We start from the raw sequence: 26,567 nt of genomic DNA, 5'->3' as shown, positions 1-26,567 counted from the left end.
CGCGGGGGCCGGGGGCGCGGGCTGCGCGGTGGGGCGTGGGGCCGGGGGCGCGCTGGAGGCGGGCGGGGGAGGCGGAGCGGCCTGCGCGGCGGGAGCGGCGACCGGCATCGGCGGGCGCGCGGCGGTGGGGACAGGCGGTCCCGGCCGCTCGGTGGCGGCGGCGGGCACGGGCGGAGCGGCCTTGGCTGCCCCGGAAGCAGCGGCCTTCTTCATGACGGTGGCGACGAGGCCGTAGACCTCTTTCCAGGCCGCCTCGGTCTCCGGGGTGAAGGACTCGCCGAGGCCCTCACGCAGGGTCCACAGCAGGGCCTCGCCCACGAGGCCGTAGTGGTGCTCCTGAACCATGTAGCCGGCGTGGCGGGCGCCGAGCTGCTCCAGCACGGGCACGAGGCGCTGGGGGTTGCTCAGGCCGTCCACGGCGACGCTGAGCATCTGCATCAGCTTCTTCTTCTGCTGGGCCAGGTCGCTCTTGAAGAGCGGCCGTACCGAGGGGTCCAGCTCGAAGAGGCGATCGTAGAAGAGATTGGAGGCGGCGTCCGAGATGGGGGCCACCTGGGCCCAGGAGCGCTGGACCAGCTCCACGGAGCGCGGGTTCAAGCCGCCCTTGGCGGCGACCGGCGCGTTGGGCTGCGCCGCGGGGCGCTGTCCCGCGGGCACGGGCACGGCGCCGGCCCCATACGACACGGTGCTGGAGGGGTTGGGGGCGTTGGGCGGAGGAGCCGGCTGCTTGGGATCGAACATAGGTGGATTCTCTCAACAGGACCTGTCCGGTCGAGGACCTGTCCGGTCGGATTGCCGGAGGAGTGGGGTGTGGTGGGTGATCACCCCTGCCGTGCCGCATTGTGCTCGCGCACCTGTCAAAAGGGGGCTCCTTTGAGGGCTCGGTGGGGTGAAAACGTCATCCACCGAGCGGCTCGGGGGCCAGCCGTGAAAAAAATGCACGGTGCGGGGCGCCGCGCACCTTGCCCCGGAGGCATCGGATGTGCAGATGGATGCGCCAACAAGGGGTCGCGCGTCGCTGGGACGCTCGGCTGCCGAGGGGGCGCTGATCCACAAAGCACACCGCGGTCCCACCCCAGGGCCGCACCTGAACCCTATGTTGACCGTCCGATCACTGCGCGTGCTCGCTTCGCTGTGCCTGGCCCTGACGGGGCTGGGCGCCGCCGCCCAGGAAGAGCAGCTCCTGGAAGAGGCCGTCGTCCGCAACCGGCTCTACGAGCCCGCGGGCAACCTCGAGTTCTCTCCGAGCGTCGGCGTCTCGATGCTCACGTACCTGACGGCCCACTACACGTTGGATCTCGGTGTGGCCTACAACTTCTTCGACACCCTGGCGATCGAGGGGCGCGCGGGCTACGCCTTCAGCCGCCACACGGGCCTGGCGCGCTCCATCTCAGAGAGCTTCCTGGACCGGGACGACAAGAAGATCACCGACGAGCTGGCGGACCTGTGGCGGATGAACCTCCACGGGGTGGCCGGCGTGCGGTGGGCGCCCGTGTACGGCAAGCTGTCGCTGATGGCGGACGTGCCCGCGCACTTCCAGGCCTACCTGTGGGCCGGCGGCGGGCTGGCCTCGTTCCAGCGCCAGTCGCTGATTCAGTGTACGCGCGTGGTGAACCGCGGCATGGGCGTGTGTGATGACCGCACGGATCCGATGGATCGCTCCAGCGCCTCGGAGAACTTCTGGGTGAAGGAGAACCGGGTGGCGCCTGTGGTGAGCGCGGCGGTGGGCCTGCGCTTCTTCGCCTTCCAGCGGCACGGCGTGAAGTTCGAGCTGCGGGACTGGGTGTTCCGCGACGCCTACCGCGTGGGCCTGTCCCGAGACGCCTGGGAGTCGGGCGCCGAGTCCGGCGAGCCCGCCTCCAGCCCGGGCCTCACGCACCTGGTCCAGTTCGACATCGGCTACACCTTCCTCTTCTAAGAACCCATGCGAACGATCCTGTCCTTCGCGGTCCTCCTGGTGGCGGTGGTTCGGGCCCAGCCCGCCTTCGCCCAGTCCGAGCAGCCCACGGTGCCCGCTCCGGGCGCCGAGACCTCCATTCCTCCGCAAGTGGCCACGCCGACGGAGCCCACGGCCTCGCCCGCCGCGCCCGCGCGTCCCGAGATGGGTACGGCGGTGCCGACCGAGCCGACCGCGCCCGCGTCCCGCGCTCCGGCGCCCGAGCAGGCCGAGCCCGCCGCCGAGGCCCAGGCTCCGGCTCCCGAGGCTCCGCCAGCCGTCGAGCCGCCGGTGTCCTCGGATGCGCCCACGGTTCTGGCGGAGGCGGACTCGGACTTGCGCACCACGACGGCCGAGCAGCAGCGGCTGGTCCACGGCGCGCCCCTCTACAACCCGAACGTGGCCGTCCACATCGTCCAGAAGAAGCGCTTCGCGGACGAGGGCCGGCACGAGTTCTCGCTCTACCCGGTGACGGTGCAGATGAACGGCCGGTTCACCAACCACACCGGCACGGCGCTCAACTACACGTACCACCTGCAGGAGAACTTCGCCCTCCAGGTGGGCGGCCAGTACAACTGGTACTCCAACGAGAGCGACTTCAACCTGGAGCTGATCGACAAGGTGCGCGAGCAGGCGCAGGCGGCCTCCTCGCTGCTCCTGGTGTGGGGCGCGCAGGCAGGTGTCGAGGTGACGCCGCTGTACGGCAAGTTCGCCTTCTATGACGACCAGCTCGCGCAGTTCAGCCTCGTCATCACCGGCGGCGCGGGCTTCGGCGGCGCGCGTCACCTGATCCGCCCCGAGGTGGACAACCAGGTGGACGGCGAGACGTTCCGGGTGCCGGCGCGCTTCGGAGATGCGGGCACCAAGTTCCTCGGCTCGGTGGGCGGCGGCTTCCGGCTCCAGTTCGGCGACTCGTACGCCATCCGCCTGGAGGTGAAGGATCTCGTCTACACCGCCCGCGTGGACCGGGTGGATGGCTGCAACCTGGCCGACTTCGAGAAGATGGAGGCCGCGCGTGCCTCGGACTCGCCCTTCGCGGACCTGGGCCTGAGCGGCGGCTGCCAGTTCCAGAAGTTCGACGGCGTGGATCCGAAGACGAAGAAGAACTACCGCGAGGACATCATCCTCGGCAGGGATCTGGTGGCGGAGCCCTCCTCGGACGTCCTCAACAACGTGAGCTTCTACGCCGGCTTCTCGGTCCTCTTCTGATGGGAACCCCTGCCATGTCCCGACTGCTCGCACTCATCGCCGTCGCCCTGGCTCCGCTTGGGGCGCTCGCGCAGGACGTGAACACCTACAACCGCGCGCTCTCCGCCTTCAACGCCGGAGAGCTCGACACGGCCGCGCCCCTGTTCTTCGAGGTCTCCGAGCGCGCCTCGGATCCGGAGACGAAGGGCAAGGCCGAGTACTACCTGGCGCAGACCTTCGCCCGGAAGGGGCTGCCGGTCAGCGCCTTCGTCACCTACGCGGCCATCGTGAAGGCCGGCTCCAAGCACCCCTCGTACCTCAAGGCGGTGGAGGGGCTCGTCGACATGCAGCAGCAGCTCGATGAGCAGAACCTCATCCCGAGCCTCCTCAACCAGGCGTACACCGATGAGGTGCGCGACCAGTGGGTGACGCTGCCGCGCGAGGTGCTGGCGCGCATCAACTACCTGGTGGCCACCATCAGCCACCGCCGCGGGCGCTACGAGGAGGCCCGCAGCCTGCTGGAGGCCGTGCCCGCCGACAGCCGCTTCTACGCCAAGGCCCGCTACCTGCTCGGCGTGGTGCTCGCCGATCCGCGCTTCCCGGGGCGCCCGGGAGAGGCCGAGGTGCTGGACAAGGCCGCCGTCACCGCCTTCAAGGCCGTGCTGGAGCAGAAGGGGGAGCGACAGCTCGAGCTCCCGGAGACCCAACACCTGGCGATGCTGGGGCTGGGCCGCCTGCACTATGGGCGCGGTGAGTACAAGGAGGCGAGCGAGGCCTACGAGGGCGTGCCGCGCTACACCCGCTACTGGGATCAGGCCCTCTTCGAGAACGGCTTCGCCCGCTTCCAGAACGAGGACTTCGGCGGAGCGCTCGGCAGCCTCCAGGCGCTGCATGCGCCGCAGTACGCCGGCGCCTTCCAGCCCGAGTCGTGGGTGCTCAAGGCCACCGTCTACTACTACAGCTGCCTCTTCGATGAGGTGAAGACGACCCTGGGCGCCTTCGACGAGGTGTACGGGCCCATGGCCAAGCAGCTCGAGCCCTTCACCGGCGAGGACATGGAGCTGATCCCCGCCTTCAACCTCGTGGCCTCGGAGAACCGCCGCCTGCCGCGCCCGGTGTACCTGTGGCTGCGCAACAACGAGCGCATCCGCGAGGTGATGCGGGTGCTCGCCAGCGTGGACTCGGAGAAGCGCTCGCTCAGCGGAATGGGGGCCTGGAAGGGCACCGCGTTCAGCGCCCAGTCCATGGCCGCGCTGGAGGATGTGCGCAACACGCTGCTCCAGGTGGGCGGCACCCTGGCCCGCAGCCGCCTGCGCGAGGCCGCCGACAACCTGCGCACCTTCGCGGATCAGGCGGAGATCATCCGCGTGCAGACGGCGCTCGATGAGAAGGACCTGCTCCAGGCGGGCGTGGACCAGAAGGCGCTGCTCACCCGCCAGTCGCTCTACCGGCCCGCCATGCCCGGGGCCTCCTGGAACTACTGGAAGTTCCAGGGCGAGTTCTGGATCGACGAGATCGGCTATTACCAGTACACCCTCAAGCGGGGCTGCCCGGCCCGCCAGGGCCAGGAGCGCACCGAGGTCGGCGCCGAGTAGCTCCAGCGCCTCCAGCGGCAGTGGAGTAACGGGGTGGCCCCGCGCGTTGTCCCGCGCACCGTGGCCGCCCCGTTTTGTTGTTTAGCGATCGAACACCTCGATGCACTCTCGGGCGCAATTGGCCGCGTTGGCACGGTAGCAGCACTTCTCATTCCCCAAGTGCGCGTCTACCTTGCGTCGTCCCTTCGATGGCGGGAGTTGGCATGAAGGCGTTCCTTCGGTTCGGTGCGCTGGCGGTGGGCGTGGCGCTCACCGTGAGCGGGGTGGGAGAGGCGGCGGCACCGTCCAAAAAGACGGCGAAGAAGCCTGCTGTATCGGCCAAGTCGGCCACAGGACAGAAGAAGGCGACGGCCAAGTCGGCCAAGGCCGCGCCTTCGCCGATCCCGGGCGCTCCCGAGGAGAAGGAGCGGCGCCAGGGCCCGGCGCGGGTGAGCCCCGCGAACATGAAGTTCGCCGAGCTGCCGCGCATCGCCGATGCGAAGAAGGAGGCCCTCGCCGACAAGAAGCGCGATGAGGCCATCGAGGGCTTCAAGCGGCTGATCCCGAAGATTCAGGACGGCACCTCGCGCAAGGCGGATCTGCTCTACCGGCTCTCGGAGCTGTACTGGGAGAAGTCCAAGTACCTCTACCGGCTGGAGATGGACCGCTTCCTCGCCGCCGAGAAGGCGTACGACGTCGCGGTGGCGCGCGGGGAGAAGGTGGAAGCCCCCAAGCAGGAGCACCGCGACAGCGAGCGCTACCGCGCCGAGACGATGAGCCTCTACGAGGACATCCTGCGCGACTATCCGCAGTACGAGCTGCGCGACGAGGTGCTCTTCTCGCAGGGCTACAACCTCTACGAGCTCAATCGCCGCGAAGAGGCGGTGAAGCGCTACGAGGAGCTGATCCGCGACTTCCCGAAGTCCCAGTTCGTCCCGGACACGTACATCCAGCTGGGCAACCACTACTTCGAGAACAACAAGCTGATGCCCGCGCGGCAGAACTACGAGAAGGCGCGCGAGACGGGCGTCCCGAAGATCTACGCCTACGCCATCTACAAGCTGGCCTGGTGCGACTACAACAGCGGTGACTACGACGCGGGCCTCAAGAAGCTGCAGGAGGCGGTGGACTACGCGGACACGCGCGGCGAGGAGCTGGGTGACCTCAAGACCGAGGCGCTCAATGACCTGACCGTCTTCTACGTGCAGCTCGATCAGCCCAAGGAGGCCCTGGCCTACTTCAAGCAGAAGGCCCCGAAGAAGCGTCAGGCGCGCCTGCTGTCGAAGACGGCCGTGGGCCTGGCGGACGCGGGCCATTTCGACAGCGCCATCCTCATGTTCCGCACGCTCATCGACGACGAGCCGATGGGCCCCAACGCGCCCGAGTTCCAGCAGGCCATCGTCCGCTCCTTCGAGGGGCTGCGTCAGCGCACCCAGGTCCGCGCGGAGATGAAGCGCATGGTGGACCTCTACAGCCCCAACGGGACGTGGTGGAAGCAGAACGCCAGCAACAACCCGGTGCTGCGCAACGCCTTCAACGTCACCGAAGAGGCCATGCGCGTGATGGTGACCGAGTACCACCAGGAGGCGCAGAAGACGCGCCAGGTGGAGACCTACCGGCTCGCGCGTGACATCTACAAGCAGTACGTGGACGCGTTCGCCTCCAACGAGGATCCGAACTTCGTCGCCGACTCGGCCTTCAACCTGCGCTTCTTCTACGCGGAGATCCTCTGGGCCCTGGAGGAGTGGCAGGCCGCCGCCGCCGAGTACGACGCCGTGGTGGCCTTCAAGATCCCGGACCGTGACTCGGCGCGCGAGGTGTCCAACGAGGCCTACCGCAAGAGCGCCTCGTTCGCCGCGGTGCTCGCCTACGACAAGCTGGTGAAGATCGAGCGCGGGCAGATCGCCAAGAGCGACCTCAAGGACGGCCAGAAGGTCGACGAGAACAAGTACAAGGGCGACGTCGAGAAGAAGCGCATCGTCAAGAAGGACGCGAAGGAGCGCCAGGAAGAGCCGCTCACGCGCTTCGAGGAGCGCCTGGTCGCCGCCTGTGACACGTACAACAAGCTCTACCCGGACAACCCGGACGAGGTGGACCTGCGCTACCAGGCCGCCGTCATCCTCTACGATCGCAACCACTTCGTGGAGTCGGCGCGCCGCTTCGGCGAGATCATCACCAAGTTCCCCGAGGAGCGGCGCTCGCGTGACGCGGCGGACCTCACCATGTTCGTGCTCGAGAGCCGCGAGGAGTGGTTCGAGCTCAACAAGCTGTCGCGCCAGTTCCAGGGCAACAAGAAGCTGACCAAGCCGGGCACCGACTTCGCCACCCGCGTGGCCAAGGTCGTCGAGGGCAGCCAGTACAAGTGGGTGGATGAGGTGGTGTACCGCAAGGAGAAGAACCCGAAGAAGGCCGCCGAGCTCTTCCTCGAGTTCGTCACCGAGTTCCCCAAGTCGGAGAACGCGGACCGGGCGCTCACCTACTCGATGATCATCTTCCAGGAGGCCGCCGAGCTGGATCGCGGCGTGGTGGCCGGCGAGCGCGTGCTGGCCGAGTACCCGGACAGCGTGTTCGGCCACAAGGTCCGCTACACCCTGGCCAACTTCTACGAGCAGATGGCCGAGTTCCGGAAGGCCGCGCAGATGTACGAGGCCTTCGTCGCCGCCTATGACGAGGCGAAGTCGGGTGGCGCGGCCAAGAAGGGCAAGACCGCCGTCGCCAAGAAGGCCACCAAGGCCCCGGCGAAGAAGCCGGTCGCCGCGGGCGCTGAGCCCAAGGTCGAGACGAAGCCGCTCACCGAGCGCGAGCAGCTCCTCAAGGAGGCCGAGGAGTGGGTGGCCGACGCGATGTTCAACGCGGGCCTGTGGTGGGAGGGCGTCGGCGAGTCGCAGAAGGCCGTCACCGCCTACCTCGCCTACATGCACCGCTTCCGCGACCGCAAGGACGTGCCGCAGATCGCCTTCAACATCGCCCTCATGCACGAGAAGAACGAGCGCTGGGCGGACGCCGCCAAGGCCTTCGCCAACTTCGCGGAGTTCTACGGCCGCGACGCGCGCACCTCGGCCGGGCAGCTCTACCTGGCCAAGTACCGCGAGCTGATGGCCTACCGGCAGATGAAGGACGCGCGCCCCGCCATGGAGCGCGTGCAGGGCGAGCTGGTGAAGGGCTGGGCCAAGCTCTCAGAGGAGGACAAGAAGGACGTGCGCCTGCTGGACGCTTATGCCCACGCCCGCTTCCTGGAGCTGGAGCCGCTGTGGAGGCGCTACACGGACATCAAGTTCACCCGCGTGGCCACCATCCGCCGCGACCTGGCCTCCAAGCAGAAGGAGATCCAGCGGGTGGAGAAGGAGTACGCGGCGGTGCTGGCCATCGGCTCGGGTGAGTGGGGCATCGCGGCCATCACCCGCATCGGCCTGGCCTACTCGGACTTCGCCCGCAACATCCTCGAGTCGCCGGACCCCAAGGGCCTGGATGAGGAGCAGCTCGCCATGTACCGCGGAGAGCTGGAGAACCTCGCCCTGCCGCTGGAGGACAAGTCCACCGAGGCGCTGGAGAAGGCGCTGGAGAAGGCCTACGAGCTGGCCATCTACAACGAGTGGACGCTGGCGGCGCAGGACCAGGTGAACCGCTACCGCCCCGGGGCCTACGCCCAGGTGCGCCAGGTGCCCTTCCGCGGCAGCGAGTTCTTCGCCACCGCGGGCGTGGCCAAGGATCCCGGCATGCCGGCGGCCGCCACGGCCGCGCCCGCGCCCGCCGCTCCGGCCAGCCCTGAATCCGCGCCGCAGGCCCCGTCCGCGCCCGAGGCGCAGCCCACGCCCACCGTCACGGTGGGGGAGGCCCAGCAGTGATGCGCACCCGTTCCCAGGTCCTCGCAGGAAAGACCGTCATGACGATCACCCGCACGCTCGCCACCGCCGCCCTGGCTTTCACCACGGCGTGCGCCACGGCGCCTCAGGTCAAGTCCACGCCCACCGCCTCGGTGGCGCCCACGACGGCGCCCGCCAAGGCCGCCGCTCCGGCGCCTCGGCCTGCGCCTCCGGGGGCTGGTCCCAACGAGCTGTTCGCCTCGGCGCTCGCGTCCTTCGACGCCGGCGACTACGAGGCCTCGCGCAAGGGCTTCGAGCAGGTGGTGGAGAAGGCGCCGCAGAGCCTCAACGCCCAGTTCAACCTGGGCCTCATCGCCGAGCGCCAGGGCCGGCTCGCCGATGCCCAGACCGCCTACGAGAAGGTCCTCTTCCTGGACGCCAACCACCAGCCCTCGCTGCTGAACCTGGGCCGGCTCTACCGCGTGCAGGAGAAGTTCGACCTGGCCATCTCGTTGTACGAGAAGGCCCTGAAGGCTCCGGGCCGCGAGCACGACGTGGCGCTGCTCAACAACCTCACCGTGGCCTACCGGCTGGCGGGCCGCTTCGAGCAGGCCGAGGCCACCGCCCGCAGCGTGCTGGCCCGCAGCAAGGACAACCCGGACGCGTACAAGAACCTGGCCCTCATCTACTATGACCAGGGCCAGTACCGGCTCGCCGAGCTGGTGAGCGGCAACGCGCGCAAGCTCGCGGAGAACGATCCGGGCGTCTACAACAACCTGGGGATGATCTACCTGAAGCTGAACGATCGTCCGCGCGCGCTGGCCCAGTTCCAGAAGGCCGTGTCGCTCGATGAGAAGTTCGCCCCGGGCCACATGAACATCGGCGCCATGGCGCTCTCGTACCGCGACTACGTGGGCGCCGAGCGCGCCTTCGCCCGGGCGGTGGAGCTCGATCCGCTCACCTACGAAGGCCAGCTCTACTTCGCCTTCGCGCTGGACGGGCAGAAGGGCCGCGACCCCAAGAAGGGCCTGGCCGCGGGCGAGGCCTTCGAGAAGGTGCTCGCCGTGCGCCCCGACCACCCGGAGGCCGTGTGCGGCGCCGGCTGGGCCTATGCCGCCGAGCGCGGCGGCTGGGACAAGGCGCTGTCCTTCCTCGACCGCTGCAAGGGGCTGCAGAGCACCACGCCGCAGGACCGGCAGATGATCGACGCCAAGGTGCAGGGGATCCAGGCGATGCAGAAGAGCGGGCAGCTCCAGCCCGCCGCCGACGCCAAGAAGGAGGGTGCGCCCGCTGGCGACGGCTCCCTGCTCAACAAGGTCTCCGAGGAGGCCGAGCGCCAGGAGGGGCCTCCTCCCGAGGAGGTCAACCCCGGCGCCGAGCCGACCCCCGCCGAGCCCGCGCCCACCGAGGGCACTCCCGCCGCCGCTCCCGAGAGCGCGGCCCCGGAGGCCCCGGCCGCCACGCCTGCTCCCTCGCCCGCTCCGTGAAAGGTATGGGCGACACGGACAAACCTACCGGACACGGTGGGAACTTTTTTCCTCTGACCGGGCAGGCGACGTGGCAGGCACCGGGCAAGTCCCTTACGATCCAGGGCATTTGGATTGGATCGACTCCTGCAAGAACATGCGGGAACCTCTTCTTGAACCCGCTGTCTCAACCGATGGGTGAACGGAGGCGACGGATGAAACGACTGGCATCGGCGGTAGTGGCGGCGGCGGCGTTGTGGACGGGCCAGGCTCTGGCCCAGGACAAGACCGAGGTGAAGATCATCCAGGAGGAAGACCGGACGATCTACCGGAAGAAGACGGTCATCGACTTCACCGACGTGGCGGTGGAGGGTGAGCTCACCAAGCCGGAGGGCTCCTACGTCTTGAACCGGAAGAAGACGGACTTCCAGAGCCTCATCAAGGTTCGGGACAACTTCAACCCCGAGTTGCAGAAGTCGGTGGACAACCTGTAGCGCCTTGGGGGGCGCGCGTTTTTCTGGGTGGGAAGGGGAAGGGAACGATCCTCATGGCGGCGGCGAAGAACAACGGACTGAGGCTGCGCATCACGGGACCCGACGGCTCCACGGTGGAGACCACCGCGGACACCGAGAGCATCATCGTGGGCTCGGGAGCGCAGGCGGCGGTGAAGATTCAGGACCCCAGTGTCTCCAACCTCCACCTGATGTTGAAGGTGGACAAGGACGGCGGGGTGACGGCCATCGATCTCGGCAGTGAGTCCGGGACGAAGGTGGACGGACAGCGGCTGATGGTGCCCAAGCCGCTCTCCCACGGAGACGTGCTCACGGTGGGCGAGTCCCGCGTGGAGGTGCTCTTCGGCGCGGACGAGGCGCCCAAGATCCCCGCGGGCGCGCACGCGAGCGGCAAGGGCTTCCAGGGCTCGGTGACGCAGCGCACGCCGACGCCCGCGCCCGCGCCGCGCGCCGCCATGGTGCCCGAGGTGGTCACTCCGCCCGCGCGGACGATGACGCCTCCTGGGCTCAAGGCGCGCCAGACGCCGACGCCCGTGCCGGTGGCTCCGGCGCCGGCTCCGGTCGCTTCGGTGACTCGGACCCCGGTGGTGGCTCCGGCCGCGGTGGCGGCGGTGATGAAGAAGGCCCAGACGCCGGCGCACCTGCAGGAGCCGCTGCCTCCCAGCGCGCTGCCGACCGCCGAGGCGAAGGTGCTCCAGGTGGCGATGCTCTGGGGCGACACGCTGCTCGAGGTGCAGCACTTCCGCGAGGGCGTGCCCGTCACCATCGGCGAGGGCAAGGGCAACCTCTTCAACGTCTTCGTTCCCGAGGTGGGCGCGCGTCACGTGCTCGCGGTGGGCAAGGGCACCCAGGTGGAGCTGCGCGCCCCGGCTGGCTCGGGCGTCATCGTCACCACGCAGGGCGATGTGCGGACCAAGGACGCGCTGCGCGCCTCGGGCCAGCTCACCCCGGCGGCGGCCGACAAGGGCCAGGTCTTCACCCTGGGCCTGCATGATCGGGCCGAGGTCTCGTTCGGAGCGGTCTCCTTCGTGGTCCGCTACGTGCGCCCCTCGCCGGCCATCAAGGTGTCGACCATCGATGAGGCGGACTTCACCTTCTTCAAGATCACCTGCATCACCATGCTGGCCGCCGCGGCCGTGCTGGCGGCCATGCTGCTCACGCCGCGCTCGGAGGCGCCCTCGGCGGATGACATCCTCCAGAATCAGCAGCGGGTGGCCAAGTTCCTCATCGCCCCGGAGAAGAAGCTCGAGATCAAGAAGCTGAAGCTGGCCGGGGTGGAGGAGGGCGCCAAGGCGAAGGACGAGGAGGGCAAGTTCGGCAAGGAAGAGGCCAAGAAGCAGGAGGCCGATCCCTCCAAGCCCGGCACTCGCGTGGTGGACAAGACCAAGAAGGAGAAGGACCGGCAGGTGGTGGGCAACGTGGGCCTGCTGGGCGCCTTCAAGGGCCTCAAGGGCGGCGCCTCGGACGTGTTCGGTCCGGGTGGCCTGGGCACTGGCATCAACAACTCGCTCGGTGGCCTGAAGGCCGGCGCGGGGCTCGGGGATGCGCAGGGCGTGGGCGGGCTCGGCTCGCGCGGCAAGGGCACCGGCGGTGGCGGCACGGCGCTGGGCATCGGCGGCCTGGGCACTCAGGGCAACGGGCGCGGCACCGGCGGCGCGGGCGGCATCGACCTGGGTGGCAAGGGCAAGGCCATCACCAAGGTCATCCCCGGCAAGACGACGGTCATCGGCGGCCTGGACAAGGACGTCATCGCCAAGGTGATTCGGCGTCACCAGAATGAGATCAAATACTGCTACGAGTCGGAATTGAACAAGAACCCCAGCCTCGCGGGCAAGGTGGCGGTGGCCTTCACCATCGACCCGACGGGCGCGGTCGCCGAGGCCAATGTGGCGGAGACGACGCTGAGCAACTCCACGGCGGAGAACTGCATGCTCTCGCGCATCCGCCGCTGGAAGTTCCCCGAGCCCAAGGGCGGCGGCGTGGTGGCCGTCACGTACCCCTGGCTCTTCTCTCCCTCGGGCAGCGAGGACGAGAGCTGAACCGCTTGAAAGCCTGAAAGCCCTGAACCCCCGGTGCTCCGCGTTGCTGGAGCCCGGGGGTTCTTCGTTGCGGGATGCCGGAATTGCTGGCCCATCCCGCAGGCCACTCTGTATTATGAGAAGGAAAGACGTTTCAGCCGGTATCGAAACCAAGAACTGCCGGACAGGCCCGTTCCTGTTCCACTCTTGAGCGGAGTTAATGGTCCAACAGCCGACCGTGGTTCCGGACCACCTCCACCCGAACCTGCGAAGGCTCCGGAACGTGGGCGCGATCCTTTTCAACCTCGCGCTCATCATCCAGTTCTGGGGGCACTGGGACGCGACCGTGGTGCTCGTCACCGTGCTGCCGGTGATGATGCTGCTGAACTTCCTGTTCATCGAGCGCTTGGCGAAGTGGACGAGCCGGGACGTGGCAGAGACCGTGCGGATGATCGCCAGCGGTCTGAGCTTCGTGGTCTACGGCCCCTTCGTGAACTGGTCGGTGATCCTCTGGCTCTACGTGCCGCTGAACATGATCTGGCTGCACGGGCCCGGAGGGCGAGAGCGCACGCGGGCGTTCTTCTACCTGCTGCTCACCAACGGGGCGGCGATCTGGGCCGGGTGTGATCCGTGGTTGCCGGTGGCCTTCGACATGCTGGGCATCATCAGCTTCCTGATCGCCGAGCAGCGCACGGCGCTGCTGCAGAGCGCGCTGCAGAAGGTCATCCAGCAGCAGGACGAGCTGCGGCAGGTCCACCAGCGCGCGCTCGAGCAGGAGAAGCTCTCCAGCCTGGGGATGATGGCGGCCGGCGTGGCCCATGAGATCAACAACCCCATGAGCTTCGTCACCAGCAACATCCACTCGCTCTACGACGAGCTCAAGCAGCAGACCTCCCTGTCCAAGGAGCTGAAGGAGTACGTGGACGAGGTGCTGCCGATGACGTTGGACGGAGTCCAGCGCGTCAACGACATCGTCGCCGACCTGCGGCGCTTCTCGCGGGGAGACCCCGAGGCCTATGTCGAGTACGACCTGAACGCCGAGGCGCAGACGGCGCTGCGCATCGCCCACAACCAGCTGCTCCACTGCCAGGTGGAGACGCACATGGAAGAGGTGGGCAGGCTGATGGGCAGGCCCCGGCAGATCGGCCAGGTGCTGCTGAACCTGCTGGTGAACGCCGGCCAGGCCACGAACGCGGGGGGCAAGGTGAGCCTGTCCACGCGCCAGGAGGGGGAGGGCGTCTTCGTGCAGGTGCGGGACACGGGCGCGGGCATGTCGCCGGAGACGATGCGCAAGCTCTTCCAGCCCTTCTTCACCACCAAGGCGCCGGGCATGGGCACGGGCCTGGGGCTGGCGGTGGTCCACGGCATCGTCACCGCGCACGGCGGCCGCATCGACGTGCAGAGCCGGCCGGGCGAGGGCTCCTGTTTCACGGTGTATCTGCCGCGCACGCCGCCGCGCACCGAGTCGATGGTCACCAGCCCCGGCTCTCGAACGGACTTGCGCCCCATCGAGTGAGCCCGAGGCGTGGAGTGGAGGACGTTCCGCCCCGTTGCCGGGCCTGTGGAGCGTTGCCGGAGTGTGGGGGGCGTCATTAACGTCCAGCGCCACTTCCGGATGTTCCTGGGAGGGCTGCTTCGGGAGGTTCCGTGAAGAAGTGTCTGTGGGTCGCCGCGCTCGCGCTGTCCTCTTCCGCACTGGCGGCCACGCCTCCAGAGGGCGTGGAGTTCAAGCCTCGGCGCGGGTTCTTCACCGAGACGGACGTCGGGGTGTTCTTCACGCTGGGCGGGGAGAACGCCTATTCGAACGCGCAGTCGTACCTGCAGCTGGGCGTGGGGTATGACCTGACGGAGACCCTGTCGCTCGGCGTTCACTTCGGGCTGGGCTCCTCGGCGGCGAACTGCTTCGCGGGCTACCTGCCGAACACGGATGTCTGTGCGCTCTCGGACAACTTCACGGTGGCGTTCGGAGACGTGACGGCGGCGTACAACGTGCGGCTGGCGGACCGGCTCTACCTGTCGCCGAAGGTGGCGGCCGGCTACACGCGGCTGGATCCGGCACCGGTGAACACGGAGGGCGATCCGGGGCGCACCATCCACGCGCCCAACGCGGGCGTGGGCGTGGGCATCGAGTACGCGACGATGATGGACCACTTCTCGGTGGGCGCGGACTTCATGGCGCGCTACGTCATCGGTCCGAACATCCCCACGTTCGCGCTGTTCCCGCGGGTGAAGTACACGTTCTGAGCCCACCGGGCGTCCGCCGCGTCCACGATTTGACGCGCGGGTGCCCATGGCTAGGTTGAGGCCGGATGTCCGGCTCCCTTCACTCCACGGCTCGCTGGTTGCGGATGGCACTGGCGTGCCTCGCCCTCCTGGGGGCGGGCGTGTCGGCGCGTGCCTTGCCGGACGCCTGGGTTGGGGCCGTCGCGGCGCTTTGCGAGCATGCGAGGCAGCGTCCAGCGGCTGAAGCCGAGGCACGGGTCGGACGTTCGGTGCTCCGCTTGGAGCGGCCTCGGGCGCGGGTTTCCCGCGAGCCTCGGATCATCCAACCGGTCCAGGTGCCGAGTCCTCTCCGGCGCCTCTTCCTCGTGCATCGCGCGCTCCTCCACTGAGCCGTTCCGGGGCCTGTTCCTGGAACCTTCTTCTTGCTCGTGGAGTTCGCCATGCCTGCCTTCTTCAAGGCGGTGCGCGCCTGGGTGCGCGCCTGCCTGCGCTTTCTTTTTCGTGTCTTCCGTCTCGCCTTCATCCTCGCGCTCGTAGCCTTGCCCGTGCCCATCGCGGCCTTCGTGGTGGCCCTGCTGGACCCGGCGCGCCGCAACCTCCCGGCCCAGGTCCTCCGCAAGAAGTGAGAGGACTCCGTGATAAATAGGGGGCCCGAGTCCCCGCATGCCGCCTCGCTTCCCGCGACGACCCGACGGCCGAGCCGCCGCCACCGCTCCCACCGTCGACGATGCGGCGGCCGCGCAGCCCGCTTCCGGCAAGGACACGCCCGCCGAGTGTACCGAGGGCTCGCGGCGGGAGATGCCTCCTCGCCGGCTCGAGCGCTTCGTGCTGCTCGAGGAGCTTGGGGTGGGCGGCATGGGCATGGTGTTCGCCGCCTTCGACGAGCGGCTCGATCGCAAGGTGGCGATCAAGGTCGTTCGGCCGCAGCGGCGCGATGGGGAAGGGGTGGCTCAGGAGCGACTCCTGCGCGAGGCCCAGGCCCTGGCCCGCCTGTCGCACCCCAACGTGGTCGCGGTCTACGAGGCCGGCGTGCTGCCCGATGGCGACGTATTCATCGCCATGGAGTTCGTCAAAGGCGGCAGCTTGCGACAGTGGCAGCGGGCGCCGGGACGCTCGTGGCGGGAGATCCTGTCGGCCTATGTGGCGGCTGGCACGGGCCTCTCCGCGGCACACCAGGCGGGTATCGTTCACCGTGACTTCAAGCCCGACAACGTCCTGGTCGCCGGGGATGGGCGGGTGCGGGTGCTGGACTTCGGCCTCGCGCTGGCGACGGCGCCCGCGCGCGAGGAGGTAGCGGGCGCGGCGGTGGCCCTGGCGGGGGCAGGGGCAGGGGCGGGCAGTGCCGGTGTGTCGGGTACGCCCGGCTACATGGCTCCGGAGCAGTTCTCGGGTGGGGCGCTCGACGCGCGGACCGACCAGTTCAGTTTCTGCGTCTCGCTCTATGAAGCCCTCTATGGCGAGCGGCCCTTCGCTGACTTCGCCTTCGCTCGCGCGGCTGGCGAGCCTGGAGAGGCCCAGCGCCGGGCACGCCCCGCCGAGCTCCATGCGCGCTGGCTCTGGGAGACGATCGATCGCGGGCTGTCACCGCGACCGGAGGAGCGCTTCCCGACGATGGAGGCGCTCCTCGAGGCGCTGACCCGGGATCATGGCCGGTCGCGTCGCCGCCTCGTCGCGGTGGGGGCGATCACGCTCCTCGTCGCTGGGACGAGCGCTGCTTCGCTCTACCTCCAGGACCTACGGCCTCGGTGCGAGACTTCCGCCGCGGAGCTGGCGGGCGTCTGGGACGAGGCCGCCAGGCAACGGGTGAGGACCGCGCTGCTCGACACCCGCTTCTCCTATGCCGCCGACGCCTGGCGCGCGGTGGAAGCGCGGCTCGATCAGTACGCCGAGCGCTGGCTCGCCGCCAGCCAGGACGCCTGCGAAGCCACCCACGTGCGGCATGTGCAGTCCCCCGAGCTGCTCGACCGGCGCATGGAGTGCCTCTCTGCCCGTAAGCGCTCCCTTGCCGCTGCCACCGAGGTGTTCACCACCCATCCCGCGCGGTCGGCCGAGCGCAGTGGCGCCATCCTCGATGGCCTGGGAGACCTTGGGGTGTGCGCGGACTCGGGAGTCCTCCGGCTGGGACTGCCTCCGCCCAAGGAGACGCAGGGGCTGGAGCAGCTCGATGCGCTGCGGCGGCACCTGGCGCGCGGCGAGGCCTTGCTGGCGGCGGGAGAGCTCGCCGAGGCGAGCGCCGAGCTGGGCAAGGCCGAGCAAGTGGAGACGCGCCTGGCGTACCTACCGGCGCGGGGCGAGGTGCTGCTGCTCCGGGGACGGCTGGAGCTCCAGCACGGCCGTTCCGCCGAGGGGGAGGCCCGGCTGCGCGATGCCCTGGAGGTCGCCACCGAGAGCCGGCATGACGAGCTGGTGGCCGACACGTGGCTCACGCTCGCCCGGGACGCTGGGGCGAGCCACCGTCCCCTCGAGGAGGCGCGGGAGTGGGTACGGCAGGCCGATGCGTGGCTGCGCCGGCTGGGCCATGGAGACGACCGGCGGCGCCTCGACGTGGCGCACGCCCGGGGCAACATCCAGATGGCGGGGGGGCAGCACCGCGAGGCCGTGGAGACCTTCACCCAGGCACTGGCGGAGGCGACCGCGCGTCGCGTCGAAGAGGTCCGGCTCGTTCCGTTGCTGCGCGGCCGGGCCATCGCCTTCGCCGCGACGGGAGAGGCCCCGAAGGCCCTGGCCGACTACCAGCGGGCGCTCGCGCTGAGTCTCGCCGCCTGGGGGCCGGGCCATCCCGATGTCGCCACCACGCGGCGGGCCCTGGGGGTGCTCCAGATCGAGCGCCTGGGGCAGGTGGAGCAGGGGCGGCGCGAGATCGAACAGGCCGCCAACATCTACCGCGCGGCGCAGGGGGAGGACGCTCCGGACGTCGGCCACTGCGAGGCCGCCCTGTCCCAGGCGGAGATGTTCCGGGGCGACTACGCCGCGGCCCTGGCCCACGCCGAGCGCGCCGACGCCATCTTCGAGCGCACGCTGGGGGCCGAGCACCGCCGCCGGGGCGAGACGCTCATGGCCATCGGCGTGCTGCGCTTCATGCGCAAGGACTACGCGGGCTCGCTCACGGCCTACGAGCGGGCGCGGGGGATTCTGGAGGCCAACCTGGGGGCCGAGCACATCGACGTGGGGGTGCTCGTCAGCAACATCGGAGAGACGCTGCTGGCGCTCGGGGAGAGCGAGGCCGCGCTTCGGAACTTCGAGCAGGCGCTGGTGATCCTCCGTCGAGGCCTGGGGCCTTCGCACCCCAACCTGGCCTTCCCGCTCAAGGGTGTGGGGCTCGCCCACCTCGACCGGAGGCACTACGCCCTGGCGCGCGAGGCCTTCGAGGCGTCGCTCGCGCTGCGCGAGAAGACGCCTGGGGGAGGGGACCCGCAGGAGCTGGCCGAGACGCGCTGGGGGCTGGCACGCGCCCTGGGCGGGCTCGGGGTGGAGCCGGCGCGCCGCCGCGAGCTGTCCACCGCGGCCCTTGAGACCTACCGCACCCTGGGGCCGGACTGGGCGGACCGCGCCCGGGAGATCTCCCGCTCCCTGGCCGCGAGGTAGGGCGGACCCTGGCTGTCATGGGCTGTCATGGTGTTCGCGAGGGCCTTCGTCCACCATCGCCCCCTCCCTTGAACCCGAGGTGACGAGAGATGCCGACCAAGTGGGTGGATCCGCAGCAGAACCCTCAGATCATCCGCGCGAGCGTGCAGTACAGCGCGGACAACCTGATCATCCAGGCGGAGGACGGCCGCTACAACGCCATCGCGCTCCAGTACAACAGCCAGGGTGACGGCGGGTACCCTTCCAGCACCACCCTCTCGCTGACCCCGCTGCCGGGCACCAAGACGGTGGCCGGAATCCAGACGACGAAGGTAGGGGGCCACACCGTGAACCCGCCCCAGGACTGGAGCTTCGCGAACGGTGTCTACAGCTACACCCTGCCGAGCAAGTTCATCGGCAGCGCGGAGCACACGGTCCACTTCAAGGTGAAGTGGAGCGACGGGACGGAGCACGATCCATTGATTGTCATCAACCCGCCGAACACCTGAGCGCCGTTACACCGAGACGATCTCGAGCCGGCTCACCCCGAGCCGGAGCTGGCGCGTCGGCTTGCGGCGCTCGATGAGCCTCGCGGCGCCCGTCACGCCCGCGCCCGCGAGCTGCTGGCGGCAGCGGTACACCGCCACGTTGAGGTGCATCTCGTCGAGCTTGAGGCTCTCGGCGAGATCCTCCAGGAAGAGCCAGCCGTGGCGGGTCTCGGGGTGGCCGGAGCCCTTGGGCGCCTGGGCCGCCTCGCGCTGATCCTCGAGCCGCGCCCGCGCCAGCGCGAGCAGCAGGGCGTGGTGCGCGCGCGCGCCGAGATCGATCGTCCGGCCCCCCTCGGCCAGCACCGTCACCGCGATGAACTCCTCGTCGCGGCTGACGGAGAAGCGCAGGCCGAGCCGCTCCAGCGAAGGGGCCAGGGACTCCGCGTCCCAGGTGGAGGCGACGATGTCGGGCAGGTGGAGCGTGAAGCTCCGGCCGCCCGCGCTCACCTCCCGCCCATCCGCGGTGCGCTCCGTGTCTCCGTCGCGCTCGACGACCCAGTCGCCCACGGCGTCGCGGTACACCGTCACCTCGGGCGCCTCGGCGTCCGGCAGGGCGATGAGCTCGTGCTCCGCGCAGACCGGCTCGCCCCCGTCCAGGGGCCGGGCGAGGGCCACCGGCGGGCTGTCATCCACCAGCTCCCAGAGGTTGCCAGCCCCCGCGAAGCCCAGGACCGCGCCGCGCTTCACCGCCACGCGCTCACCGGCCCCCAGGCGCTTGCCGTCGAGGGTGGTGCCATTGCGGCTGCCCAGATCGTGCAGCTCCCACCGCCGTCCGTCCCAGCTGAGCACCGCGTGCTCCCCGGAGACGTTCGGCTCGTTCAGGCGCAGGTGGGCGAGGCTCGAGCGGCCCACCAGGTGCCGGCTGAGGAGGACGGAGCGGGTCCGCGTCCCGCGGTGTTCGAGGATGGCCATGGGCGATTCTTGCCTGAAAACACGAAGGGCCCGCCCCTCCGCTTGCGCGAGAAAGACAGGCCCTCATGTCGCGAACTGGGTCGCGCCGCGAAGCGGTTCAGCCCACCATCAGATAGGACGAACGTTCTGCGCCTGCAGGCCCTTGGGCCCACGGCCCACATCGAACTGTACCCGCTGGCCCTCCTGCAGGCTGCGGAAACCGTCGGCCTGGATCGCAGTGTGGTGGACGAACACGTCCTCGCCACCGCCGTCCTGCGTGATGAAACCGAAGCCCTTCGCATCGTTGAACCACTTCACGACACCCGTTGCCATTTTCGCTTCCTTGCTCGACCGGACGCGGTGGATCGCGCCGGAATTCCCGCCCGCATTACGAACGGTAAGACCCGCCCTTGGCAGCTTTTGAGGCAAAAATCCAGAGATCCGCTCGTTTTCCTCACACCAGGGAACGTTCGGAATGCGACTCGGGGTGCAATGGTGCTAGCCAGTGAACATATGGGTGGAGTAGTCCTGCCTCCCTCCATGCTTCGATACTCCGCCGACCGTCGGACTCTTCTGTGGTGCGCGGCCATGCCTGTGGTGGCCCTGTCCATGTACGCCAACCCCGGGTTGATCCCCTGGTTGAGCCCGCTGGCGTGTTACCTGGCGCTGTCCGCCGGGGTCATCGCCCACAACCACAACCACTGCCCCACCTTCCGCAACCGCAAGGCGAACGACGTCTTCGGCATGTGGCTGTCGATCTTCTACGGCTACCCGACGTTCGCGTGGATCCCCACGCACAACCTGAATCACCACAAGTACGTGAACAAGGCGGGGGACGCCACCATCACCTGGCGCTACACCAACAAGCACAACTGGTGGGTCGCCTCCACGTACTTCTACGTCTCCTCGTACTTCCAGAGCGATCCGATCAAGGCCTTCATCCGCAAGGCGCGCACCAACAACCCCGCGCTGTTCCGGCAGATCGTCACCCAGTACGTGGTGTGGGCCGGCACGCACCTGGCGCTGCTGGGGCTGGCGATGGTGCTGCACGGGCCGTGGGCGGGAGCCAAGGTGTGGCTGTTCGCCTTCGCGCTGCCGGCCTTCTTCGCGCTGTGGACGATCATGTTCTTCAACTACATCCAGCATGTCCACACGGACCCCTGGAGCGAGCACAACCACAGCCGCAGCTTCACCGGCACGCTGATCAACTTCTTCCTGTTCAACAACGCGCTCCACGCGGCGCACCATGAGATGCCGGGAGCGCACTGGAGCACCCTGCGCGAGGCGCACGCGCGCATCGACGCGGAGATCCACCCCGACCTCAAGCCGCGTTACTTCTTCCCCTGGTGCTTCAGCAACTACGTGCTGGCGCTCGTCGCCCCGCGCTTCGGCACGCAGCAGATCGGCCGCGCCCCGTTCACTCCTCCCTCGGGGGAGAAGGCCGAGGTGGCGTTCGGGGACGAGCTGGAAGCGGTGGAGTCGGGCGTCAACGCCGCGCGCATCTAGCGGCGGGCCCGGAGGCGCCTTCAGCCCATGCGCTGGAGGCGCTGCTCCTGGCCGGCGACACGGAGGTGGAAGCGGGTGCCCAGCCAGCCCTGGGTGACTTCGGCCTCCACTGGCTGCTCCGTGTCGCCCAGCTTCAGCTGGCCGCGCAGGGTCACCGCGCTGCCGACATTGCAGGTCGCCTCGTCGACTTGTTCGCCGCGCAGGAGGAGGCGGAACTTCCCTCCGAGCAGGCTGATGCTTCCCTGGATCTCGATGCGAGCGTCCTGGATGAAGGCGACCTGACGGTCACTGAAGATTCCCACGGGTGTCTCCTCGGCGGATGAGCGCCAGGCCTGCGTGGAGCCAGCTCAGGCAGATGAGGTAGGTGCCGAGCACATCGCTCGGCCAGTGGGCGCCCGGCACCACGCGCGCGGCCCCGGCCAGGACGAGCAGCGCCACGCCCACGGTGATGATGGCGGTCCGCGGGGCCCCTCGGGCGGATCTCCAGGCGATGAGAACCAGCGCGCCCACGGTGACGCTGTAGAGGGTGATGAAGGTGGAGGGGAAGGAGAAGCCCTTGGGGCTGCCCATCACGGCGATGAGCTCCGGGGAGGGGCGGGGGCGAGAGAAGATCGACTTGCTCTCCTCGCCGAGGAGCTGTTCGAGCACGATGAAGCCGAGCACCAGGGCGGCGGTGCGCGTGCCGGCGAGGCGCCAGGCTCCCAGCACGGCGATGGCCATGAGGATGAACTTCGTGGGCGCGTAGGCCGTGGAGACGAGCACGGGCACCCAGGCCGTGCCCGGGGAGAGCGCCTGGACGGCCCTCGCCACGGCCACGTCTCCGGGCAGCGGGGGCGTCATGGCCATGGCGACGCCGACGAGCAACGTGCAGAGCGCGGCGACGGCGAGCTCTCGGAGGGGGAGGCCAGAAGGCGACATGGGCGCGAATCTACCTCTCTGGTGGGGCAGATGGGCATGGACGCTGTGGAGCGGTCCTGCTGTCATGGCGGCCTCCATGCCAGCCTGGGGGCCACCACGGAGACCGTCGAGCAGTTGATTCAAAAGGGAGACTTCGTGGGGGCGCTGCGCGCGCTGGAGGCCGAGCTCCAGGCTCAGCCCGCGCCGGAGAAGTACCTCCTCGTCTTCAACCTGCGCACGCGCCTGGAGGACTATGACGGGGCGCTGGCCGCGCTGGAGCAGGTGGTGCGGCTCATGCCCGACTTCGCCGAGGGGGCTGGCTTCCTGCGGGACTGTGCGGAGGCGGAGCGGCTGCGCACGCTGCGAGGCAAGGACGCGGCGCTGGCGGGCGCGCGGAAGATGTTGGGGGGGATGCCGCCTCCGGCGTCGATGCGCCTGGCCCAGGCGGCGGTGTTTCATGCCCAGGGGCGTTACGCGGAGGCCGCGCGCACGCTGACCGAGGCGAAGGAGGCCGGGCCGGCGGTGTCGGGGACGCTGACGCGGACGAATGGGGCGGTGGTGCGCTTCACGGATCTGACGGACTCGGATGAGCTGACGGGGCGGCACCTTCCGTGCTTCGAGGGGCGCACCTTGTTGGATGTGCCCTACAGCGAGCTGCGGGAGGTGCGCTTTGCGCCTCCGCGCAGCTTCATGGAGTCCGCCTGGCTGCCGGCGCTGTTGGTGCCTCGGAGTGGGGAGCCAGTGCCGCTGCGGGTGTTCACGTTCTACGCCGGGACCGGGCGGCATGAGAGTGAGCAGGTGCGGATGGGCGGCATGACGTTCTGGGAGCACGGGCACGGCTACGCCGAGGGCGTGGGGCAGCGGGACTTCAAGGTGACGCACGAGGACGGGACTACGGGGCTGGTGGGTGTTCTCCAGGTGGCGCAGATCGTGTTCGACGCGCCGAGCGCTCCTCAGGTGAAGGGGGAGGAGGAGAAGCCCCAGCGCAAGGGGTTCTGGAGCCGGCTCTTCGGGTGAGAGGGCGCGGGCCTCTTGCGCGCCGACTGGCTCCGAGGCAACCTGGAGGGTAGGCGTGTCGTATGTGACGCTGGACGTCAGACCCTGTTGGTAGACCCGCGCTCATGGAAATGGAGACGGGCGTTGGGGAGCATGGGGAAGAAATGGGACGCAAACCGGCCAGCTATGCGGATCTGGAGGCGTTGCCCGAGAACGTGGTGGGGGAGCTCATCGAGGGGGAGCTGTACGCGAGCCCAAGACCTGCTTCCGGGCATGCCCTGGCAACCACCGTGCTGGCCGATGAGTTGGTAGGGCCGTTCAGCCGGGGGAAGGGTGGGCCTGGGGGATGGCTGCTCTTGTTCGAGCCGGAACTTCGCTTGGGGCGAGATGTGCTGGTCCCAGACATGGCGGGATGGCGCCGTGAGCGGATGCCGGAGATGCCGGACACGGTGGGCTTCACGTTGCCACCGGACTGGGTGTGCGAGGTGCTCTCCCCATCGACGGTGGTGTTGGACCGGGAACGGAAGATGCGGGTGTACGCGCGCGAAGGCGTGCGGCACGTGTGGCTGGTGGACCCCAAGGCGCGGATGCTGGAGGTGTATCGGCAGGAGGGGAGCCGGTGGTTGTTGCTCGGCACGCACGCGGGGGCGGTGAAGGTGCATGCCGAGCCGTTCGAGGCGCATGCGCTGGAACTGGGCGCCCTCTGGGCTCGGTGAACCGGCGTGAACCGGATAGAATGAGCCGATTGGTTGCGCTGTTGCTGGGAGGAACCGCATGCGACTGTGGGGTTCGCAGTGGCCGGTCACGCTGCTGGGCTGGGCTCTCGGTACGGCACTTCTCGTCGGGTGCGCCTCTTGGGGCACCATTCCGCCGACTACCTTCCAATTCTACAACGTCGTTCCCTACAAGGCGCCAGGGGAGGGTGGGTGGAAGGTGGCTCAGGTTCGCATTTTGCTGACGCGCGTTTCACGGACCCAGCCCCTGCAAGCCTGGTGTGATGTGGAAATTGGGCTTCCCGAGGTGAACCATCAGGGGCGTGTTGCCAATGTCGCCGCTCAGGAACTGGCGGCCTTCGCTGCGGATGAGGCAGCGCGGTTCGCGCTCCAACAAAGAGTGGCTACCAGCGCTGCACTTTGTGATGCGTTCAGGCTGAAGATGGGAAGCCTGCTGGCGCGTGACATCCCGGGCGCTAAGGTCAACAAGTTCATGGAACAGGGGATCCCTCAGACGACGTTTTCACCGGAGTAGAGGGCTGCGCCATGGACTCGCGGTTTACAGCCGAAGCGCTCATCCAACTTGTCCACCGCTACTACCCGGCAGGAGTCCACCGCGATGACCCCAGTCATTCCTCCACTGAGGAGCATCAGCGGCTCGAAGCGCTTCGGCAGGCTGCGGTGCAAGATGTGACTTCCTGGGAGGCTTTCCTCCAGCGCATCCGTGACGAGTTACCCGGGTGTCGCGTCTGGGACTACCCGACCATTCGGTATGACCCTGCGCGAGAGGCTCGAGTCGCACAGCCGAATTCCTCGTTGGCTACGCCGGAGGTGAAGGAGGTGAAGGAAGTCGTGCTCTTGGTGAGCATCCTCGCGCCTGTTCATTGCCTCTATGCTTCCCAGCATCGGTACACGGACAGTCGGAGAGGGGAATCCACGGTGTTCTACTCTCCGCTCCCCTCGGAGTACCAAGCCTATGAGGCGAAGGTGGATCAGCTCGTGGAAGCTTTCTTCTCCTCTGTGCGCCTGCCCAATGAAGTTCTCTTTACTCCCGTGCCGGATCTACAGGTTGGCAACACTGGGTTGGGGCAGGCGAAGCTGATCGACTGCCTCTTCACGGACCATCGTTGGTAGCGGGTGTACCATCGTGCGAGGTAGGGTGCCGGGTTGCCCACCTGATTGGATGCTTCCATGACGATACCCGCTGGTCCCCGATTCCCTCCCTTTGGCGAAAGCATTGGCCGGTGGCGGCTGCTCAAGTGCGCAGGGCACGGTACCTTCGGCATCGTTTTCCGTGTTCAGCGCATCGATGCGCCAGGGACCGTGGCTGCGTTGAAGATCGCCCGGGAGTCGAGAGATCCGCGCTTCGAACGGGAGGCGAAGCTGCTGGACACCGCCCGCTCGCCGCACCTGCCTCGGCTACTGGACAAGGGGGAATGGCTCTTGTCTTCCGGGCAGAGTTACTCCTACCTCGTCATGGAGTGGGTGGAGGGGCTGCCGCTGTACGTCATGCAGAGAGAGACGGGCCTTACCAACGCCTCCGCGGCACGAGCCCTGGCCCATGTGGCGTACGCTCTGGCGGAGCTTCATCGGCTTGGTGGGGTTCACAGGGATGTGAAAGGCGACAACGTGCTGGTGAACGCCGACGGCACCGCTGTGCTCGTGGACCTGGGGGCTGCGTGGCACGTGGGAGCGCATCCGCTCACCGATACCGTGATTCCTCCTGGCACCGAGGCATACCGCAGCCCTGAGCTGCTGCGCTTCCGACGCCAGTTTCGCCACGACCCCGAAGCGCGCTACCCGTCCTGTCCTGCCGATGATCTCTACGCGCTGGGAGTGATGGCCTACCGCCTCGTGACAGGGACCTATCCGGGGCCCCGCACCGATCCGGACATCTCTTCCGCCGAGCCGCCGCGCTTTTTACCCCCGGGAGCCTTGGCAACGGTGAGACCGGAGTTAGAGCGGCTCATCCTCCGGATGCTCTCCCGGGAGCGAGAGGCGCGAGGTACCGCAGGCGAACTCGCCGACGCCCTGAGCAGGGTCAGCACTGGGCTTGAGGCTGCCACGCCCATCGGTGTCAGTCCGTCTGTGATGGAGACCCAGAAGACCGCGAGGCCTGGCCCTCGCTTCTGGCAGGTGTCGCGTACAGCACGCAGGCTCGTGGTGTTGGGAGGCTGTGCCGCTGTGGCTTTGCTCATGGTGCTACCCACGCGAGGGGGGCAGCACGAGGCTCCGCTCTACGTGGCCGCCGCCCCGGAACAACTCATGGACGACGATAGGGACGGTGGCACCGTGGGCCTTGGGGAGGAACTGCTCGCCAGCGTCACTCGCGACGTTCCCTTCTCCGGAGCGCCCACCGCCGCATTGGCCCTGCCTATGCCGAAGGTTCCGTTCAAAGGGCAGAAGAAGCCCCCCTGCAACCCTCTTTCGGAGAGGGAGATCATCGGCGCGTGCTGGGTTGTGATGGAGTTGAAGCCTCCGTGTGCCAAAGCTGGCTTCGAGCACGATGGAAAGTGCGTCATCCCCACTGCCGAGTTGCCCCGACCGCCCACCTCCGACAAGCCGTGACCGCACAAGGTGGGAGGGTGTGAAGGACGGGTGCAACCCGGCAACTCCTCCTCTCTCGTGTGGCAGCCCCCTAACCTGAGCCTCTCCTCACGAGAAGAGGTACCTGCGGATGCTCTGGCGGATTCTGTGGCGGACCAACCCCTTGCTTTTTGCGGTGATGGTCG

At 68.5% G+C, this 26,567-nt stretch carries 23 protein-coding genes; 18 read left to right on the top strand and 5 right to left on the bottom strand.

From position 1 onward, the window contains the following. On the bottom strand, nucleotides 1-741 hold a 741-nt coding region (locus tag SYV04_RS41765), incomplete at its 3' end, for a globin family protein (protein WP_321551699.1). A gap of 355 nt (nucleotides 742-1,096) precedes the next feature. Here SYV04_RS41765 and SYV04_RS41760 point away from each other — a divergent pair. From SYV04_RS41760 to SYV04_RS41705, 12 genes are all read left to right on the top strand, one after another. Next, nucleotides 1,097-1,918, top strand: coding sequence for an outer membrane beta-barrel domain-containing protein (locus tag SYV04_RS41760; RefSeq protein WP_321551698.1), 822 nt, complete (start codon nucleotides 1,097-1,099; stop codon nucleotides 1,916-1,918). A gap of 6 nt (nucleotides 1,919-1,924) precedes the next feature. Next, nucleotides 1,925-3,145: an outer membrane beta-barrel domain-containing protein gene (locus SYV04_RS41755; RefSeq protein WP_321551697.1), complete on the top strand. Its 1,221-nt coding sequence runs from the start codon at nucleotides 1,925-1,927 to the stop codon at nucleotides 3,143-3,145. Nucleotides 3,146-3,159: 14 nt separating this feature from the next. Further along, on the top strand, nucleotides 3,160-4,719 hold the full coding sequence (locus SYV04_RS41750) for a tetratricopeptide repeat protein (protein WP_321551696.1): 1,560 nt from the start codon (nucleotides 3,160-3,162) through the stop codon (nucleotides 4,717-4,719). A gap of 203 nt (nucleotides 4,720-4,922) precedes the next feature. After that, nucleotides 4,923-8,543, top strand: coding sequence for a tetratricopeptide repeat protein (locus SYV04_RS41745; protein ID WP_321551695.1), 3,621 nt, complete (start codon nucleotides 4,923-4,925; stop codon nucleotides 8,541-8,543). Between the two features lie 38 nt (nucleotides 8,544-8,581). Next, nucleotides 8,582-9,988, top strand: a complete 1,407-nt coding sequence (locus SYV04_RS41740; RefSeq protein WP_321551694.1) for a tetratricopeptide repeat protein — start codon at nucleotides 8,582-8,584, stop codon at nucleotides 9,986-9,988. A 194-nt stretch (nucleotides 9,989-10,182) separates the two neighbouring features. Next, entirely contained in the window at nucleotides 10,183-10,461 is a 279-nt protein-coding gene (locus SYV04_RS41735) for a hypothetical protein (RefSeq protein WP_321551693.1), read from the top strand. Between the two features lie 53 nt (nucleotides 10,462-10,514). Then, nucleotides 10,515-12,518 carry an AgmX/PglI C-terminal domain-containing protein gene (locus SYV04_RS41730; RefSeq protein WP_321551692.1) on the top strand — a complete coding sequence of 668 codons (2,004 nt, stop codon included), beginning with the start codon at nucleotides 10,515-10,517 and terminating at the stop codon, nucleotides 12,516-12,518. A 262-nt stretch (nucleotides 12,519-12,780) separates the two neighbouring features. Beyond that, nucleotides 12,781-14,013 carry a sensor histidine kinase gene (locus tag SYV04_RS41725; protein ID WP_321551691.1) on the top strand — a complete coding sequence of 411 codons (1,233 nt, stop codon included), beginning with the start codon at nucleotides 12,781-12,783 and terminating at the stop codon, nucleotides 14,011-14,013. A 131-nt stretch (nucleotides 14,014-14,144) separates the two neighbouring features. Continuing rightward, entirely contained in the window at nucleotides 14,145-14,741 is a 597-nt protein-coding gene (gene cglE / locus SYV04_RS41720) for an adventurous gliding motility protein CglE (protein WP_321551690.1), read from the top strand. Between the two features lie 419 nt (nucleotides 14,742-15,160). Further along, nucleotides 15,161-15,346, top strand: a complete 186-nt coding sequence (locus tag SYV04_RS41715; protein ID WP_321551689.1) for a hypothetical protein — start codon at nucleotides 15,161-15,163, stop codon at nucleotides 15,344-15,346. A gap of 37 nt (nucleotides 15,347-15,383) precedes the next feature. Further along, nucleotides 15,384-18,305, top strand: a complete 2,922-nt coding sequence (locus tag SYV04_RS41710) for a serine/threonine-protein kinase (RefSeq protein WP_321551688.1) — start codon at nucleotides 15,384-15,386, stop codon at nucleotides 18,303-18,305. Nucleotides 18,306-18,394: 89 nt separating this feature from the next. Continuing rightward, nucleotides 18,395-18,793, top strand: a complete 399-nt coding sequence (locus SYV04_RS41705) for a hypothetical protein (RefSeq protein WP_321551687.1) — start codon at nucleotides 18,395-18,397, stop codon at nucleotides 18,791-18,793. 6 nt (nucleotides 18,794-18,799) lie between these two features. Here SYV04_RS41705 and SYV04_RS41700 read toward each other — a convergent pair whose 3' ends face one another. Both SYV04_RS41700 and SYV04_RS41695 read right to left on the bottom strand, forming a co-directional pair. Further along, a complete protein-coding gene (locus SYV04_RS41700; protein ID WP_321551686.1) occupies nucleotides 18,800-19,744 on the bottom strand; it encodes an FHA domain-containing protein in 945 nt (314 codons plus the stop codon). A gap of 108 nt (nucleotides 19,745-19,852) precedes the next feature. Beyond that, nucleotides 19,853-20,056 carry a cold-shock protein gene (locus tag SYV04_RS41695; protein WP_321551685.1) on the bottom strand — a complete coding sequence of 68 codons (204 nt, stop codon included), beginning with the start codon at nucleotides 20,054-20,056 and terminating at the stop codon, nucleotides 19,853-19,855. 255 nt (nucleotides 20,057-20,311) lie between these two features. Here SYV04_RS41695 and SYV04_RS41690 point away from each other — a divergent pair, with 255 nt between their 5' ends. Next, complete coding sequence (locus SYV04_RS41690) at nucleotides 20,312-21,229, top strand: fatty acid desaturase family protein (RefSeq protein WP_321551684.1); 918 nt, start codon at nucleotides 20,312-20,314, stop codon at nucleotides 21,227-21,229. 20 nt (nucleotides 21,230-21,249) lie between these two features. On the opposite strand, the gene SYV04_RS41685 is transcribed toward SYV04_RS41690, so the two are convergent. Both SYV04_RS41685 and SYV04_RS41680 read right to left on the bottom strand, forming a co-directional pair. Then, nucleotides 21,250-21,531 carry a hypothetical protein gene (locus SYV04_RS41685; protein ID WP_321551683.1) on the bottom strand — a complete coding sequence of 94 codons (282 nt, stop codon included), beginning with the start codon at nucleotides 21,529-21,531 and terminating at the stop codon, nucleotides 21,250-21,252. Continuing rightward, nucleotides 21,515-22,147, bottom strand: a complete 633-nt coding sequence (locus SYV04_RS41680) for a phosphatase PAP2 family protein (RefSeq protein ID WP_321551682.1) — start codon at nucleotides 22,145-22,147, stop codon at nucleotides 21,515-21,517. Before SYV04_RS41680 ends, SYV04_RS41685 begins: the two co-directional genes overlap by 17 nt. 30 nt (nucleotides 22,148-22,177) lie before the next feature. On the opposite strand from SYV04_RS41680, the gene SYV04_RS41675 reads away from it, so the two are divergent. The 5 genes from SYV04_RS41675 (at nucleotide 22,178) to SYV04_RS41655 (ending at nucleotide 26,403) form a co-directional block, all read left to right on the top strand. After that, nucleotides 22,178-23,143 carry a type VI secretion system accessory protein TagJ gene (locus tag SYV04_RS41675; protein WP_321551681.1) on the top strand — a complete coding sequence of 322 codons (966 nt, stop codon included), beginning with the start codon at nucleotides 22,178-22,180 and terminating at the stop codon, nucleotides 23,141-23,143. Between the two features lie 143 nt (nucleotides 23,144-23,286). Continuing rightward, on the top strand, nucleotides 23,287-23,838 hold the full coding sequence (locus SYV04_RS41670) for a Uma2 family endonuclease (protein WP_321551680.1): 552 nt from the start codon (nucleotides 23,287-23,289) through the stop codon (nucleotides 23,836-23,838). A 58-nt stretch (nucleotides 23,839-23,896) separates the two neighbouring features. Next, nucleotides 23,897-24,370: a hypothetical protein gene (locus tag SYV04_RS41665; RefSeq protein ID WP_321551679.1), complete on the top strand. Its 474-nt coding sequence runs from the start codon at nucleotides 23,897-23,899 to the stop codon at nucleotides 24,368-24,370. 11 nt (nucleotides 24,371-24,381) lie between these two features. Beyond that, nucleotides 24,382-24,969 (top strand): hypothetical protein, encoded by a 588-nt coding sequence (locus tag SYV04_RS41660; protein WP_321551678.1) that lies wholly within the window; start codon nucleotides 24,382-24,384, stop codon nucleotides 24,967-24,969. 57 nt (nucleotides 24,970-25,026) lie between these two features. After that, the gene (locus SYV04_RS41655) at nucleotides 25,027-26,403 is read left to right on the top strand and encodes a serine/threonine protein kinase (RefSeq protein ID WP_321551677.1); all 1,377 of its coding nucleotides are present in this window, start codon (nucleotides 25,027-25,029) and stop codon (nucleotides 26,401-26,403) included. Nucleotides 26,404-26,567 lie beyond the last annotated feature (164 nt).

This window comes from Hyalangium ruber, assembly GCF_034259325.1.
Lineage (GTDB): Bacteria > Myxococcota > Myxococcia > Myxococcales > Myxococcaceae > Hyalangium_A > Hyalangium_A rubrum.
This window is presented reverse-complemented; position numbering and strand designations above follow the sequence as displayed.

Excerpts from the sequence above, each read along its gene's own strand:
- SYV04_RS41760 (WP_321551698.1), top strand. The coding sequence starts at position 1,097 with ATGTTGACCGTCCGATCACTGCGCGTGCTCGCTTCGCTGTGCCTGGCC.
- SYV04_RS41755 (WP_321551697.1), top strand. The coding sequence starts at position 1,925 with ATGCGAACGATCCTGTCCTTCGCGGTCCTCCTGGTGGCGGTGGTTCGG.
- SYV04_RS41735 (WP_321551693.1), top strand. The coding sequence starts at position 10,183 with ATGAAACGACTGGCATCGGCGGTAGTGGCGGCGGCGGCGTTGTGGACG.
- SYV04_RS41675 (WP_321551681.1), top strand. The coding sequence starts at position 22,178 with ATGGGCATGGACGCTGTGGAGCGGTCCTGCTGTCATGGCGGCCTCCAT.
- SYV04_RS41670 (WP_321551680.1), top strand. The coding sequence starts at position 23,287 with ATGGGACGCAAACCGGCCAGCTATGCGGATCTGGAGGCGTTGCCCGAG.
- SYV04_RS41660 (WP_321551678.1), top strand. The coding sequence starts at position 24,382 with ATGGACTCGCGGTTTACAGCCGAAGCGCTCATCCAACTTGTCCACCGC.
- SYV04_RS41665 (WP_321551679.1), top strand. The coding sequence starts at position 23,897 with ATGCGACTGTGGGGTTCGCAGTGGCCGGTCACGCTGCTGGGCTGGGCT.
- SYV04_RS41740 (WP_321551694.1), top strand. The coding sequence starts at position 8,582 with ATGACGATCACCCGCACGCTCGCCACCGCCGCCCTGGCTTTCACCACG.
- SYV04_RS41750 (WP_321551696.1), top strand. The coding sequence starts at position 3,160 with ATGTCCCGACTGCTCGCACTCATCGCCGTCGCCCTGGCTCCGCTTGGG.
- SYV04_RS41710 (WP_321551688.1), top strand. The coding sequence starts at position 15,384 with ATGCCGCCTCGCTTCCCGCGACGACCCGACGGCCGAGCCGCCGCCACC.
- SYV04_RS41655 (WP_321551677.1), top strand. The coding sequence starts at position 25,027 with ATGACGATACCCGCTGGTCCCCGATTCCCTCCCTTTGGCGAAAGCATT.
- SYV04_RS41690 (WP_321551684.1), top strand. The coding sequence starts at position 20,312 with ATGCCTGTGGTGGCCCTGTCCATGTACGCCAACCCCGGGTTGATCCCC.
- SYV04_RS41700 (WP_321551686.1), bottom strand. The coding sequence starts at position 19,744 with ATGGCCATCCTCGAACACCGCGGGACGCGGACCCGCTCCGTCCTCCTC.
- SYV04_RS41695 (WP_321551685.1), bottom strand. The coding sequence starts at position 20,056 with ATGGCAACGGGTGTCGTGAAGTGGTTCAACGATGCGAAGGGCTTCGGT.
- SYV04_RS41705 (WP_321551687.1), top strand. The coding sequence starts at position 18,395 with ATGCCGACCAAGTGGGTGGATCCGCAGCAGAACCCTCAGATCATCCGC.
- SYV04_RS41730 (WP_321551692.1), top strand. The coding sequence starts at position 10,515 with ATGGCGGCGGCGAAGAACAACGGACTGAGGCTGCGCATCACGGGACCC.
- SYV04_RS41715 (WP_321551689.1), top strand. The coding sequence starts at position 15,161 with ATGCCTGCCTTCTTCAAGGCGGTGCGCGCCTGGGTGCGCGCCTGCCTG.
- SYV04_RS41680 (WP_321551682.1), bottom strand. The coding sequence starts at position 22,147 with ATGTCGCCTTCTGGCCTCCCCCTCCGAGAGCTCGCCGTCGCCGCGCTC.
- SYV04_RS41745 (WP_321551695.1), top strand. The coding sequence starts at position 4,923 with ATGAAGGCGTTCCTTCGGTTCGGTGCGCTGGCGGTGGGCGTGGCGCTC.